The following is a 13,310-nucleotide window of genomic DNA, read 5'->3' as shown; positions in this document are numbered from 1 at the left end:
TGTCATCCGGTGCCGCCTTCGGGCGGCTTTTTCATGGAGAGAGACCCAATGGCGAAGCCCATTACAGAAAAGTTCGAGCAGATGGTGCTCGAAACCTCAGAAAACGGCACGGCCTGGACGCGGATTTGCGGCCTGATCGGCGTCACGATCACGCGGAGCGCGCAGGTCGACACCTCGGAGGTTCCGGGCGACTGCAATGATGAAAGCCTGCCGCTCGATGTCGAAAAGGCGGTTCGCAGCATCGATGTCTCTGTGTCCGCTGATGGATCCTGGGCCCAGCAGTCGCACGGCGATATGCTGGACTGGTTCTATTCTGGGGCGCCGAAACAGATCCGCGTCGGCCATTTGAACGCAGCGCCCGGTGACACCGAATATGAAGTCGGGCCGGCACTGCTGACCACACTGACCAATCAGCGCACCAAGGGTCAGAAAGTCACCTGTGCGATCGAGCTTCAATTTGACGGCGTTCCTGCTCGTCTCGTGAAAGCGGGGCCGTGATGGAAGCGCTGGTCCTTATTTGGCCGGGTGGTGAACATGCATTCCGTCTGCCGCTCGCCCAGTTGGAGTTGCTTCAGCAGAAGACCGAGGCGGGTCCAGAGTTCTTGCTGAACCGGATCAACCTTGGGCAATGGGCGGCAACCGATCTGTTCGAGACGGTTCGTGCCGGGTTGATTGGCGGCGGACTTTCCGCCGTCGAGGCCCAGGCGCGCGTCATGGCTGCATTCGACCGGCATCCCTTGATCGAGTTCAAGGTCCCGGCGCAGGCCATTCTCGGACACGCGCTCTATGGCCCGCCGGATGATCCTGTGGGGGAGCCTGGGCCGGTGACGCCGACACCGGAGAACAGCGAAAAAACGGACAGTGGAAGTTCAGCGCCATCCACGGCCTCGCAGCCGCCATTGGCATGACGCACGCCGATTTGGCTCAGCTCAGCGTCTGGGAGTTCACGGCCCGGGTCGATGGTTACGGCAAGGCCAATGGCTGGAAAACACGCGGCGCGGGCGGTGAACTGTCCGATGCCGATCTCGCAGCAATGGGTGTTGAGGGCTTCTGATGGCTGATGAACCAGATCTTGTCGTATCGGCTGGCTTCTCCGATTCGCAGCTTGTCAAAGAGGCGAACAAGGTCGTCGCCTTCTACAAGAAGCGTGGGGAGGAGGCGCAAAAGGCCTTTGTCGATGCCCAGGGAAAAGTGACGAATACCCAAGCCGTTAAGGCGCATGAGCGCGAACTTGATAAGCTTAGCAAAGCCTACGACCCGGTCTATCGAGCCGCAAAGCGCTATGAAGATGAGCTCAAGCGGCTCGATCGTGCGTTGGACGTCGGGGCGATCGGGCAGAAGCAATATGCTGAGCAGGTTGGGCGCGCGGCTCGCGAGTTGAACATCGCAACCGGTGCCATCGAGAATACCACGCGAAAATCTGGCAATATGTCTGGACAGCTGCAACAGGTTGGTTGGCAGGTTGGCGACTTCGCTGTGCAGGTGGGCTCAGGGACCAGCGCGGCGCAGGCTTTGGGTCAACAGTTGCCTCAGCTGCTCGGCGCGTTTGGCGCTTGGGGCGCAATTGCTGGCGCCGGCGCGGCTATCGCTATTCCTCTTGGCGCAGCCCTTCTTAAGGTAGCCTTTGACGCGGAGTCACTGGATGATCGCATAAAGCGGCTCAATGACAGCACGGATGCCTATGCGCGATCTGCCGAGGAAGCTGCGACCCCGATTGATGTGCTGCGTCAGCGTTATGGTGATCTTGCCGATGAGGTTGCGCGGGCAAACGGATTTATGTCCGGGTTGTCGTCGTTAAGGGCTCAGAAAGATCTGCTTGGTGCATCCCGCGCCCTTAGCGCTGAACTCGGGGTCGACCTCAACCCCCAGCGGGTGCCGAAAAGGGCTGATGGTTCCGCAAACCGCCAGATGGCCTACCTCGAGCAGCAGCGCTTGGCGGGTCAGATGGACCTGCTTAAGCGCAGGACGGGAGCGACCGCAGAGCAGGCCGAACGGCTGATGATGGCTCTCAACCGAACTGATAGTTCAAACAGCATCGACGCGGTCGCGAAAGATGCTGAAAATCTACTCTCTTTGGTTGTGGAGCTGTCGCGAAACAAAGGTGCAGATCAAGCTTTTCTTGAAGGTTGGGCAGGCCAAATTTCAGCCACCATGACCGCCGCACAGAAGCAGATCCGGGCCGCGCGGAGCGAAATCGAGCGCGTCACTGAGCAATATCAGACCGATACCGAAAAGCTCAAAAAGCTGTCTGACGACCGGCTCACGGCGCAGAAGATGCTGGATGAGGCGATCAAATCCGGAAATGCCGAGGCAATCAGGATGGCTCGGGAGCGGATTAATCTCATCGACCAAGAGGCGGATAAGACCAGGGCACTGGCCCTTGCCAATGACGATTTGTTCAAGGCCATGCAACAGCGTCTAAAGGCCGGTGCCGGCGGGTTCATCGACGGCTTGGTTCAGAGCGTGACTGGCAATACCGCGACCGAATGGGGGCGGGATGGAGCGGCGGCGCAAAAAGGCATCCTCGAACTCATCAAGCGCCGAGAGAGCGGTGGCGACTACAATGTGACGCTGGATCATGGGAAGTATACCGGAGGCTCCGTCAACCTTGTCAATATGACCCTCCGTGAAGTGCTTGCACTGCAAAAGCAGATGCTGTCGCACCCGGAGAACACCAAGAACAGTTCTGCTGTTGGTGCATATCAGATTGTCGGGTCGACGCTCGGCGGCAAAGGTCTCGATGGCAGCGGCGGGCTGATTAAGACCCTCAATCTCTCTTTGGACACGCTGTTTACCGCCGAGCTTCAGGACCGTCTTGCGCAGCAGTTGCTGCGCGAGATTAAACCCGGAGACGTTGAGCATCTGGGTCGGGTCTGGACGTCAACGCAGGGTGTCAATCGCTCCGTGATAAACGCGGCATGGGGCCAGCAGTCCATTCCGCTTGCTGATCCCGAGATCCAGAAGAAGCTGGATGAGGAGATCAAAGAGCGCGAGCGTCTTGCCAAGCAAGCCAAGGAATACGGAAAGACGCTTTCTGAAAACCTTTTGACCCAGCAGCAGACTGTCGAGATGGCCCGCCAGCAATCTGACCAGATTGCGGCGGTCAAAGCCTCCGGCATGGGCGCGCAGGATCAGGCACGTGCCATCGCAGAAATCAACGGCGAGTTCGAAAAGCAAAAGACCATCATGATGTTGGTTGCCGACGCCAAGCGCCGCAATGTCGATCTCGATACGCTGATGACCGGTAGCACCCTGACCTACAAGCAGGCCATCGAGGCTCTGGGCGAGGCCAAAAAGGCTGACATCATCGCAACGAATGAGCGTGCTGTTGCGGAAGGCAAGGTGGCCGAGCGCCAGCAGTTCATGGCGAGCGTCCAGGACACCCTCAAGGACGGCCTGCTCGACGCGATCGTGGCGGGCAACAGCTTTGCTGATGTCCTCGGCAATGTCGCCAAGATGCTGGCCAAAGCCGCGCTGGAAGCGGCACTGTTCGGGTCTGGGCCATTCTCTGGCGGTGGCGGATCGGGCCTTCTTGGCGGGCTGTTTGGCAGCATCTTCGGCGGGGGCGACAAGCTGACCGGGGCGCTGCGTATTGCGGGCGCGCCTGCAGTCCTCCCTGGACGCGCCAACGGCGGCCCGGTCACAGCCGGTCAGATGTACATGACGGGCGAGCGCGGGCCGGAGCCATTCGTCCCCGCAGTCAATGGTCGGATCTTGAGCGTGCCGCAAGCACAGGCCGCGCTGCGCGGGGGGCAGGGCGGCGGCAGCGCAACCTTTGCGCCGCAGATCCATATCGCGGGCGATGCTAGCGAGAAGACCGTGACGCTCATCAACGCGGCGTTGGCGCGCGAGAATGACAAGTTCATCTCCCGCTACCGGGCTGCCCAAAAATTACTCGGCGAGAGAACATGAATGCCAGAGATCATCGAATGGCCCTGCGGCCTTGGGTTGCGCGATACCGATTTCTTTCTGAAATGGACCACGCGCAGCGCCGGGCGCAACCTTGCCGGGTCAGAGCAGGTTATCGGGGTCAACTCGGCGGTTTGGGAGGTCTCGCTGACCTTTGCCCAGACCTTCAAAGCTGACCGGCTGCGCGCCTTCGAGGTGCTGGTGACGCGGATGCGGGGGCGGACCAATATCGCGAGCCTCTGCATCTGCGATCCGTTTCGCTACGGCCCGCGGGTCGCGTCCCGGCAATGGCCCTTCGACGATGACGTCTGGTTCTCGGACGGCACCGGACTCGCGGATCCGACCAGCGGCATGCAGGATCTCCTGCTCAAAGCGGCGGCCTCGGCCGGCGCGACCTCTTTCGTGACCGAGACCAGCAATCCGACGCGCCCGAACCTGCGCCCCGGCGACATGTTCTCGCGCGATGGATTTCTCTATCGGGTCACCGACAGCCAGCCCGGCGGTCAGGTCTCGTTCGAGCCACCGCTGCGCGCGAACCTGCCGCTTGGCGTCCGGCTCGTCACAGATCCGCCGCGGTTCTATGGCCGCTTTGCCTCGGACGATGAGGGGCGGCGGGTACGCGAGAACCTCAAATTGGGCCAGCAGGTCACCGTCAACTTTGTCGAGGCGTTTGATCGATAATGGCTTTCACCCCTGCGCAGGTCGCGCTTCTCGACGCCAATCGCGAGCTGGTCGAGTGTCGGCGCCTGTTCCATGTCGCATTTGCCAGCGCGAGCTATCGGCTGATCGAGGGCAGCACGCCGGACACGCTCGGCGGGGTCACCTGGCAACCCGCCCATGATTGGGTCCAGGCGGCGGCGATCGAATCCGGTGGTCCGCTGGAGGCGGTGCCCGCGATCTATCGCATCGGCAAGAACCCTCTGCCGCTCCTGCTCGCCGCGCTCGACAACCGCGCCGAATGGTGGGGGCGTCCGATCCAGCAATACCTGCAGCTCTATTCCGGCGGCGTGCCGGTTGGGCCGATGGTCTCGATGCATCGGGGTAAGATCCGCGATGTCAAAAAGGTCCAGACCGCTGAACTCGAATATCTCGAGATCCGCGCCGAGAGCCCGCTCGACATCCGCAATATGACACCGCTTGGCGAATATACCGACCGCGACCAGCAACGGCGCTCGGCCGGGGATCGCGGCTGCGAATTTGCCCCGACCCTCGTCGGCAAGGTCATCACCGGTTGGCTGCGCGGGTAGGCGATTACATCCGCCAGAGCTGGCACCGGCCCTGGAGCTGGGGCGAGGTCGATTGCACGATCTGGGTCGCGGATTGGTGCCGCCTGCATTGGGACCTCGATCCGGCGGCGCGCTGGCGCGGGCGCTATGCGACCGAGGTGGAGATGCGGAGGATCACCGGCGGCAATCTTCCGGGGTTTCTGGCGCGGGAATGCCCGCTGCCGCAACGCGCGGCTGCGCGCGAGGGCGATGTCGCGGTGATCGCGGTCGCGGGCCATGAGGTCGCGGCGATCCGCCATGGCGAGAAATGGGCTTTTCGCAAGCCGCATGGTGTCGGGCTGGTCCGCGCCGAAGCAATCCAGATCTGGGGAAGATGAATGCCACAAGTTGGTCCTTGGCTGGCCGCTACAATCACGGCGCAGACAACGGCAGGTTTCTTGTTGCGCACGGCGGCAGCCATCGCGTTGAATATGGCGGTGGCCAAGGTCAACCAGCCGAAAGGGCCGAAGCCGCGCGATCTGCAGACCGAATTGCGCGACAGCAACGCGCAGCGCATCCGCCATCTTGGCCGGGTGCGCGCCTCGGGCGCCGCGATGTTTTGGGATTGGGCGCAGGTCGGCGGCCAGCGGCGGCTCTTCAAGCTCTTGGCGATGGGGCAGGGCGGGATCTCGGCGGTTGAGACGGTCTGGCTCAATGACAAAGAGATCACGCTCTCAGGAACTGCCGTGACCAGCAAACCCTATGCCGGCGTGGTCAGCATCGACTGGCGCTCAGGGCAGAGCGCCCTGCAATCGGGCGGGGCCTATGCGGCGCTGCAGGCAGCGTTTCCGGGCTGGACGCCGAACCACCGGCTGCGCGGGGTCGGCACGATCTTGGGCACCTTCGATGCGGTCAAAGGCGACAAGATCTCGGAGATCTATAGCGGGGGCGATCCGCAGATATCGGCGCTGATCAAGGGCGATGCTTGCCACAACCCGATCACCGGCGACGCGACCTGGTCCGACAATCTTGCCGTGCAAGCGCGCGATGTGCTGACCCATCCGAGCTATGGCCCGCTGCGGCTGGCCGATCTCGACACGGCCTCCTTCGCCCAGGCCATTGCCGATTGCGAGGATCCAATCCCGCGCAAGGCGGCGGGCACGGCGCGGCGCTATATCGGCGGCGGCAGCTATGCCCTGTCCGAACCGGTGGTCGATGTCCTGCGCCGCCTCGAGGATGCCTCTGCGGGGCGGTTCTACATCACCAGCGAGGGCAAGATCGGCTTTCGGGTCGGCAAATGGCGCGCGCCGAGCTACACGATCCGGGAGGAGCATATCGTCAGCCTCGACATCGGGCCGGGCTCGGGCGAGTTCGAGCGCGTCACCACGCTGGTCCCCAAATATGTCGCGCCTGAGATCGGCTGGCAGCAGACCAGCGCGGACCCATGGGATGATGCGGCGGCGCTGGCGCTTTATGGCGAGAGCGCGGCGAAAGAGATCGATCTCCCTTGGGTGCAAAGCCACGGGCAGGCCCGAAGGCTTGGCAAGATCAAGATGGCCAAGCTCAACCCGAGTTGGCGGGCGACGGTGCGGCTGCGCTTCTGGGGGCTGCTGCTCCTCGAAGAAGAAACCGTGCGCCTGCATCTGCCCGAGCTTGGGCTGATTAATGCGAGCGCCTGGATCGACGGCTTTGCCTTTGACGCCGAGGGCGATGAGGGCGTGGTCACGGTCCAGCTGATCGCGGCAGATCCGGCGAGCTTTAGCTGGACTGCCGCGGAGGAGGGCGACCCGCCCTCGGTCCCGGACAAGACCGAGCCCGGTCCGCAGCTTCTCGCGGCGCCGGTGATCTCCTCCCTGACCATCGTCAACAATGACGGGCCGCCCTATATCCGCATCGAGGTCGATCCGATTGACGGGCCGTATTATCTCGGCGGCTATTACCGGCGCGCGGGCTCGAGCTTTCGCTATGGGCTCGAGGTGCAGGACATCCGGGTGGGTGGCAAGCTCGTCGCGCGGAGCCTGCCCAATGCCGATCGCGGCGAATATGAGATCGGGATCGGCTGGTATAGCGCGCGCCCAGATAGCGGCGCGGCGCCGGGCGGCAATGATGCGGCGTCGGAAATTACGACGGTGACGGGCATCGAAGTTGTCGCCAATACCACGCCCCCCGATGCGCCGCAGATCATCAGCAAGTCCGGGACGGCTGGCGGCACGCTGACGGTGATCATGGCTCCGGATCTCGGCGCCAATTACTACCGCACCGGACTGTGGCGCGCGGCGCCGGGCGCGCCGTTCAGCGCGGCGGTCTTTCAGCGCTGGAATTACGACACCTCGTCCGAGGTCGCGATCACGGCCAGCATCCCGTCCGAGGGTGCGCGCTACTGGCTCCGATCAGAAAATCAAAGCGGCAAGACCTCGGCTGAGGTGCTTGTCGGCCAATATCTCCCTTAAAGACTGAGGTTCCCCATGGTCACGACGACCAAGACGCCGGGTGAGATTTACCCGAATGGCTCCGCTGTGCCCAAGGCCGATATCCGGACCTGGATGACGGAGATGCAGACGGGCACGAATGCTGAGCTCACGGATCTGCGCAATGGCAGGCTCTGGCACAGCTCGAGCACCAATCTCTCCGCGCAGACCCCGCCGCCCGGCACGAACCAGATCATCGTCGCCAATAACTCCGGGACCTTTAACTGGCGTCGGCTTGGATCGGCTCCGAACCCGGTCAATCCGGCGATCCATGCCCAGACCGCCGATGCCGCGTGGTGGTATCTCTCCGAGGATACGCCGGCGATCAAGGCGCGGGTCTCGGCCGTTGAGACCGATCTGCCCAATGGCCGGGTCTGGCGCTATGCCCGCAATGACCTGACGCCGGTGGGCGCTACGCCCCCGACCGGCACCCAAATGATCGCGGTGCATAAGACGACCGGATCTGGCCAGGCCGACTGGGTTCGACGATCGGCGCCGACGAGCGGCGGCGCGACGGATGTTTTGGTTCAGGATGCGACCGGCCAATGGTGGGGGCGCACGTTCTCGACAACGTCGATCGAGAGTGATCTCGCGGCCAAGGCTGACACCTCCGAACTGCGCTCTGGTCGGGTCTGGCAATATGCGAACAACAGCCTGACGATCGACGGCGCGATCCCCCCGACCGGGACGCAGTGCATCGACGTCACCAAATCAGTCGGGACGGAATCCGCGAAATGGGTTCGAGCCTCTGCGCCGAGCGATGGCGTGGTAACGGACACGCTGCGCCGCGACGGCACGGGTAACCAATGGTGGCGGCGGGCCTCGTCTTCCCAGGTGCTGCGGGATGACATGTACGACGGCGCCGTCAAGCGCGTCGTCGCAAACAATCTGCGACCGTCTGGGATCACCGTCCCGGCAGGAGCGAAAGTGCTTGTCATTACGAAGGGCAACGCGCCGGGAGAGGCAATCTGGGCGACGATTGGCAGGCTGCCCGACCTGCCTGAAACCGATGAATATGCAAAAGACCTCGATGCAAAGTGGTGGATCCTGCGGTGGTCGTCGGAATGGGTCGCCCGCGATCATCCGACCTTCGCCCAGATGCAGGCCGCGCTGGCCACGGTCTCGGGCAGCGGCTCGGGCGGCGGCTATACGCCCCCCGAGCCCTTGCCCGCCTCGGCGACCCTATTGCCGCGCCGCGTTGGCGGCGTAACCCAGCTGGTTGGCGATGCCGGGATCGGCGCTGCGGCGCGCTATACGGTCGGCGGCGACGGGGCATGGCACTGGCTGCCGTCTCGGGTCGCGATTGTCATGGTCTTGGGTCAGTCCAATGCAGCTGTCTCCGAGATGGAGGGCCCTCCGCTCTATATTCCAGCGAAAACGCCCGACTTCGTGCTGATGTCGAATGATGGTGTCGGCGAGCTCGGCGCGTTGCGCGGCTGGAATGGTCAACCTCCGGGCAAGGCGATCACCGGCTTTGTGCCCGCCGAGATCACCGGCGTCCAATCCTCGGCCGAGGCTCTTGCCTCTGCGTCGAACGCGCTCGATCCGCGCGGGGCCGGGGTGATCTACGCCGGCAGTCATGGGCGCGGCGGCGCGGGATTCACGGCGACCGATCCGAATTTTGCGATCTGGAAAGTCCTGCCGAGTGGCGCGCCGGCGCCCCAGCGCATTCGCATGATCGAGTGGGTGACAGCGGTGATGACTTATGCCCCGGTTCCGCCCACGGAAATCGTGATCGCCTTCACCCATGGCGAGACCAACCGGCGCGACCCGTGGGCGACCTATACGGCTGACGGGCTCGGCTACATGGCCGATATCGAGGCCGATCTGGCGTTCACCGGCCTGCCGGTGGTCTGGCTGGTCGATATTCCGGGCGGCACCACAGCCATGTCCGCGTTTGGTAGCGACTGGCAGGTCAAATACGCTTTGCGCGAGTTGATGCGACAGGCGCGCCTGGCGGGTCATCGGGTGGTCGATGTCGGGCCGCGTTATCACCTGCCGATGGGCACGGCGCGCGGCGGGACGCCCGATCATATCCACACCTCCTATCTGTCGCAGGTTCGTTTGCGCGAGATGGATGCCTTTGCCTATCGCAACCACGTTGCGGGCCTGCCCTGGTGGTGTGCCTTTCCCAAAGGCGAGCGCGCCGCCGGGCTCGGCAACAAGGTGATCCTCGCGGTCGAGAGCCTGACGCCGATTATGATCGACCGGGACATGGTGCCGCTCGATCCCCATCTCGGCTTCAGCCTCTCGAACGACAGCGCCACAATCACCGGGGTTGAGCAAACCGGGGATCGCGAGATCACCCTGAGCCTCTCGGGCACGCCGAACAGCTCGGCCCGGCTGCAATATGTCTATCGCCGCCCGAATGCGGGTGAGATCGACACACGCTATGTCACCTCAGCGGGCTCGATCCGCGAGGTCTGGCAGGGCACCGGCCCGATCACCGGCCTGCCGGTCTATCGCCCGATGCACAGCTTCGAGGTGCCGATTGCCTGAGGTGCGGATCTGAGACTTAAGAGAAAGATGCAGGGTCAGCGAGATGGCGGAGCGCTAACCCTGCGCAGTCAGATGGCCAGGAGCGAGAAGAACAGGGAAGCCTGACCATACCGTCGCCTTCGTCAACCCGACGGTAAGACAACCATACCGCGCAATCATCCCGCCACCATTCGACCTTTCTCTGATGCGCAGGAGGCGCAATGATCGAACCACTCAAAGAGCTTTTACCGCTCATCATTGCTGCGATCAGTGTCGTGGTCTGGTTGGTCCGCCTCGAAGGCCGGGTCAGCGCAAATGACAAAGGAGATACAGATAGACTTGACCGGCATGAAGCACGGTTGCGTGGGTTGGAGCAATCAATCCAGTCGCATGCGCTGCAAATGGTCCGGGTTGAAGAGGCTCTGTCTGGGATCAAGTTGACGCTCGATCGGATCTATACAGAAATGCGCGAGCGAGGATGAGCGGCCCCCGTTGATTGACATGCGAGACGGGGGCCGTATCCGATCACGGCAAGCTATGTGAACTGGGCCGATCGCAACCAGATAATTAAGCTTACAGCAGATTAAATTAATTTGTCTAGGATAGTTAGGCCCTCAGAGAGTGTGTGCGCACAAGCTGAGGGCCTAGGTCTGCCGGCGTCTCACCGGAAGGCGCAGACCCTCTAAAACTATACCACACGCTGCCGCCCCTCCGGGCGGTTTTTTCATTTCAGGAGAGAGAACATGACCGCAGTCATGAACGCGGTGCGCGCGCGGCAGGCGCGCTGCGCTGCCCTGGGCTTTTGGCCGGGCCCGATCGACGGGATCGACGGCAGTCGGACGCGCGCGGCCTATGCAGCGGCGCTGGCCGCGCAGAAGGCGCGGGGCCTGCCGTTTCAGCATCCGAGCGGGGTCACCCGGATTCACTGGCATTGGGCCGTGAGCGGCTATGCCGCCAGCACCGAGGCCATCGCCGCCTATCATGCGCTGATCCTCGGCGATGGTGAGGTGCGCTGGCTGGCCGGTCCCGCGACGCAGCGCACGCATACGCAAGGCGCCAATGGCGGCGCGATCGGCCTTTCCATCTGTGCAATGGCCGGTGCCAATGAACGTCCGTTCGTCTGGGGCCGGGCCCCGATCCGGCCGGTGCAGGTGTCGGCGCTCGCGCGCGAGACCGCGCGGCTGTGCCGGCTCTACGACATTCCGGTGTCGCGCTGGTCCACGCTCTCTCATGCCGAGATCCAGCCGAGCCTCGGCGTGGTCCAGAAAAACAAATGGGACATCACGGTGCTACCCGGCATGGCCGGTCCCGCTGATCCGATCAGCGTGGGCGATCGCCTGCGCGATCTCGTCTCCCGCGAACTCTCCACCCTCTGAAACCGAAAGGAACCGTTCCTATGCTTGGGCAAATCGCTCTGATTATCCGCTATATCCTCTACCCGCTGGCCGGCGCGCTGACCGCGCTTGGCTTCGTCAGCTTCGATGAGGCAACGGGCATGCTCACCATCTATCTGAACGACCTCGCTGTCGTTCTCGCGGGGCTCGTGATCTATGCGGCGACCGTGATCTGGTCGCGTGTCGCCAAGAAGAAAGGCGGGGCGACGTGATCGCGGTGCTGCTAGCCAGCGCAGTGCTGGCTGCGCTGCTCTGGGGGCTGATAAGGGGCGGAAAAAACCGCCCCTGAACAGCGAGCAACCGCCAGAAAACATCCTGGGCGGTCACCAAAATATGCACTCGCTAAAAACACAATCAACAGGCGTCACTCATCACGCAAAGACAACGCTGCGATGCAGAACGGGTTTCCTGTCTAAAACGGCAGGTGCTTGTCCAACGGGCGGGTGGGGCGTAGCCTCGGTCTATGTGTGGACGTTTCGCAGACCCTAACCGCCGCGGCTCCGATGAGGAGTTTTCCGAGATCAGGGTCGATCCCTTGCCTCGGCGCTGGAACGTCAAACCGACGCAGGACATCTTGATCTTCGGCAAGCAGCCTCTCGAGCCGATGATCGCGCGCTGGTGGCTGGTGCCGAGCTGGCACAAGGGTGAGCTGAAGGACTGGAAGGCTGCCACCTTCAATGCCCGAATCGAGGAGGCGCAGAGCAAGCCGACGTTTCGCGGGGTCTGGAAATATGGCCGCTGCCTGATCCCGGTGGCGGGCTATTACGAATGGACGGGCGAAACCGGCCACAAGCAGCCGCATTTTATCCGCTCTGCGGGCAATGAGGATACGCTCTGGGTCGCGGGCTTGGCGTCGCGGTGGGGCGATCTGCTGACATGCACGGTCATGACCCGCGCCGCCAATGCTTCGGTCCAAGAGATCCACACACGCATGCCCGTGATCCTGAACTCAGACGAACGGGACGCGTGGCTTGGCGGATCCAACGACCTTGAAATCGGCGCGGGCGCCCGGCTTTCCCATTATCCCGTGCGCCCCTTCGGGATCCGCGATGACGGTCCCGAGCTGATCGAGCCAATCGAGGCTTGAGGCTTGCTGGGATCGGCTCGGCAGATCCGGGGTGATGTAGATTTGGAGCCCATTGCGGTCATTGCCAGTGTCGGCCAGTATTCAGCGAATACGATGAAGAGGCCGCAACGGTGGAAGTTCGCGACGAGTTCTACGTAGCTGTCGAAAATGCCTATGCTGAAAGCGCAAGGGCAGTGCGTTGGGCTTACGTTCATTGGGCGCTAGACGCTGGAATCGAGAGCGCTTTGAAGGATGCAATGGGCTACGAGGTATCCAAAGCCATGGTTGGTCTGCTGCATGCAGTCGAAGCGCTTCTGCAGGATGGCGGAGGGTCGCCAAAGCCCAAGCTGGCCTTGCGCGCCGAGGACTATGACCCCGACGAAAAGCTTCCCTGACTGCCCGGAATGTCCGCATAGCATATGCCGTGCCTCCGGCACACTGGGTCAGCAATGCCTCTCTCCGTGAGTCAAAAATCTCTGAAACCTGACACCATCTGTATGTTCTGTCAGGTATTGATGGCTTTCCGTCAGATTTCTTACCCAATCGGCTCTGAGGCCGGGATCAGGTCATCGACGCTTTGAGCCCCTTAGCCGTCAGTCGCAGCTATGCTAAGCTCGTCCTATGATTGACCCAGATGACGGCGGAACATCGCTGCGCAGATTCGTGGAGCGCGCTTGGAGAATGTGTAAGCGCATTTGTCGCGCTCACTTGGAATCCTATGCCTTCCCTTGCTCTTGGAGATCATGGTTGCCCGGCCTCGTCGCTATAGGCCTCGTTTTCATATTCGGTT

Annotated in this window: 14 protein-coding genes; all 14 read left to right on the top strand. The window is 62.6% G+C overall.

The window, feature by feature from the left end; translation table 11 throughout:
* Window positions 1-9: 9 nt before the first annotated feature.
* On the top strand, window positions 10-498 hold the full coding sequence (locus tag JCM7686_RS14750; RefSeq protein WP_236635820.1) for a phage tail tube protein: 489 nt from the start codon (window positions 10-12) through the stop codon (window positions 496-498).
* A complete protein-coding gene (locus tag JCM7686_RS23575; RefSeq protein ID WP_051201551.1) occupies window positions 498-908 on the top strand; it encodes a gene transfer agent family protein in 411 nt (136 codons plus the stop codon). The genes JCM7686_RS14750 and JCM7686_RS23575 overlap by 1 nt, the downstream gene beginning before the upstream one ends.
* Window positions 905-1,054, top strand: a complete 150-nt coding sequence (locus tag JCM7686_RS24755; RefSeq protein ID WP_020950953.1) for a hypothetical protein — start codon at window positions 905-907, stop codon at window positions 1,052-1,054. The genes JCM7686_RS23575 and JCM7686_RS24755 overlap by 4 nt, the downstream gene beginning before the upstream one ends.
* Window positions 1,054-3,912, top strand: a complete 2,859-nt coding sequence (locus JCM7686_RS14740) for a coiled-coil domain-containing protein (protein WP_020951607.1) — start codon at window positions 1,054-1,056, stop codon at window positions 3,910-3,912. Before JCM7686_RS24755 ends, JCM7686_RS14740 begins: the two co-directional genes overlap by 1 nt.
* Window positions 3,913-4,590: a hypothetical protein gene (locus JCM7686_RS14735; RefSeq protein ID WP_020951606.1), complete on the top strand. Its 678-nt coding sequence runs from the start codon at window positions 3,913-3,915 to the stop codon at window positions 4,588-4,590.
* Complete coding sequence (locus JCM7686_RS14730) at window positions 4,590-5,156, top strand: hypothetical protein (RefSeq protein WP_020950951.1); 567 nt, start codon at window positions 4,590-4,592, stop codon at window positions 5,154-5,156. The genes JCM7686_RS14735 and JCM7686_RS14730 overlap by 1 nt, the downstream gene beginning before the upstream one ends.
* On the top strand, window positions 5,141-5,512 hold the full coding sequence (locus JCM7686_RS14725) for a DUF6950 family protein (RefSeq protein WP_020950950.1): 372 nt from the start codon (window positions 5,141-5,143) through the stop codon (window positions 5,510-5,512). The genes JCM7686_RS14730 and JCM7686_RS14725 overlap by 16 nt, the downstream gene beginning before the upstream one ends.
* Window positions 5,513-7,564, top strand: a complete 2,052-nt coding sequence (locus tag JCM7686_RS14720; protein WP_020951605.1) for a phage tail protein — start codon at window positions 5,513-5,515, stop codon at window positions 7,562-7,564.
* A 15-nt stretch (window positions 7,565-7,579) separates the two neighbouring features.
* Window positions 7,580-10,081 (top strand): hypothetical protein, encoded by a 2,502-nt coding sequence (locus JCM7686_RS14715; protein WP_020951604.1) that lies wholly within the window; start codon window positions 7,580-7,582, stop codon window positions 10,079-10,081.
* A gap of 200 nt (window positions 10,082-10,281) precedes the next feature.
* The gene (locus tag JCM7686_RS14710; RefSeq protein ID WP_020951603.1) at window positions 10,282-10,542 is read left to right on the top strand and encodes a hypothetical protein; all 261 of its coding nucleotides are present in this window, start codon (window positions 10,282-10,284) and stop codon (window positions 10,540-10,542) included.
* Between the two features lie 261 nt (window positions 10,543-10,803).
* Window positions 10,804-11,436, top strand: coding sequence for a peptidoglycan recognition protein family protein (locus tag JCM7686_RS14705; protein ID WP_020951602.1), 633 nt, complete (start codon window positions 10,804-10,806; stop codon window positions 11,434-11,436).
* A 20-nt stretch (window positions 11,437-11,456) separates the two neighbouring features.
* The gene (locus JCM7686_RS14700; protein ID WP_020951601.1) at window positions 11,457-11,666 is read left to right on the top strand and encodes a Pam3-gp28 family putative phage holin; all 210 of its coding nucleotides are present in this window, start codon (window positions 11,457-11,459) and stop codon (window positions 11,664-11,666) included.
* Between the two features lie 251 nt (window positions 11,667-11,917).
* A complete protein-coding gene (locus JCM7686_RS14695) occupies window positions 11,918-12,541 on the top strand; it encodes an SOS response-associated peptidase (RefSeq protein ID WP_020950730.1) in 624 nt (207 codons plus the stop codon).
* A gap of 110 nt (window positions 12,542-12,651) precedes the next feature.
* Window positions 12,652-12,915 carry a hypothetical protein gene (locus JCM7686_RS24470; protein WP_041527329.1) on the top strand — a complete coding sequence of 88 codons (264 nt, stop codon included), beginning with the start codon at window positions 12,652-12,654 and terminating at the stop codon, window positions 12,913-12,915.
* Window positions 12,916-13,310 lie beyond the last annotated feature (395 nt).

This window comes from Paracoccus aminophilus JCM 7686, from assembly GCF_000444995.1.
Taxonomy (GTDB): domain Bacteria; phylum Pseudomonadota; class Alphaproteobacteria; order Rhodobacterales; family Rhodobacteraceae; genus Paracoccus; species Paracoccus aminophilus.
The sequence above is the reverse complement of the archived record's forward strand: the minus strand, read 5'-3'. Positions and strand labels throughout refer to the sequence as shown.

What these genes read in the sequence shown, in the direction of transcription:
- JCM7686_RS14730 (WP_020950951.1), top strand. Translation starts at nt 4,590, where the DNA reads ATGGCTTTCACCCCTGCGCAGGTCGCGCTTCTCGACGCCAATCGCGAG.
- JCM7686_RS14720 (WP_020951605.1), top strand. Translation starts at nt 5,513, where the DNA reads ATGCCACAAGTTGGTCCTTGGCTGGCCGCTACAATCACGGCGCAGACA.
- JCM7686_RS14715 (WP_020951604.1), top strand. Translation starts at nt 7,580, where the DNA reads ATGGTCACGACGACCAAGACGCCGGGTGAGATTTACCCGAATGGCTCC.
- JCM7686_RS14740 (WP_020951607.1), top strand. Translation starts at nt 1,054, where the DNA reads ATGGCTGATGAACCAGATCTTGTCGTATCGGCTGGCTTCTCCGATTCG.
- JCM7686_RS14695 (WP_020950730.1), top strand. Translation starts at nt 11,918, where the DNA reads ATGTGTGGACGTTTCGCAGACCCTAACCGCCGCGGCTCCGATGAGGAG.
- JCM7686_RS14700 (WP_020951601.1), top strand. Translation starts at nt 11,457, where the DNA reads ATGCTTGGGCAAATCGCTCTGATTATCCGCTATATCCTCTACCCGCTG.
- JCM7686_RS14710 (WP_020951603.1), top strand. Translation starts at nt 10,282, where the DNA reads ATGATCGAACCACTCAAAGAGCTTTTACCGCTCATCATTGCTGCGATC.
- JCM7686_RS23575 (WP_051201551.1), top strand. Translation starts at nt 498, where the DNA reads ATGGAAGCGCTGGTCCTTATTTGGCCGGGTGGTGAACATGCATTCCGT.
- JCM7686_RS14705 (WP_020951602.1), top strand. Translation starts at nt 10,804, where the DNA reads ATGACCGCAGTCATGAACGCGGTGCGCGCGCGGCAGGCGCGCTGCGCT.
- JCM7686_RS24755 (WP_020950953.1), top strand. Translation starts at nt 905, where the DNA reads ATGACGCACGCCGATTTGGCTCAGCTCAGCGTCTGGGAGTTCACGGCC.
- JCM7686_RS14735 (WP_020951606.1), top strand. Translation starts at nt 3,913, where the DNA reads ATGCCAGAGATCATCGAATGGCCCTGCGGCCTTGGGTTGCGCGATACC.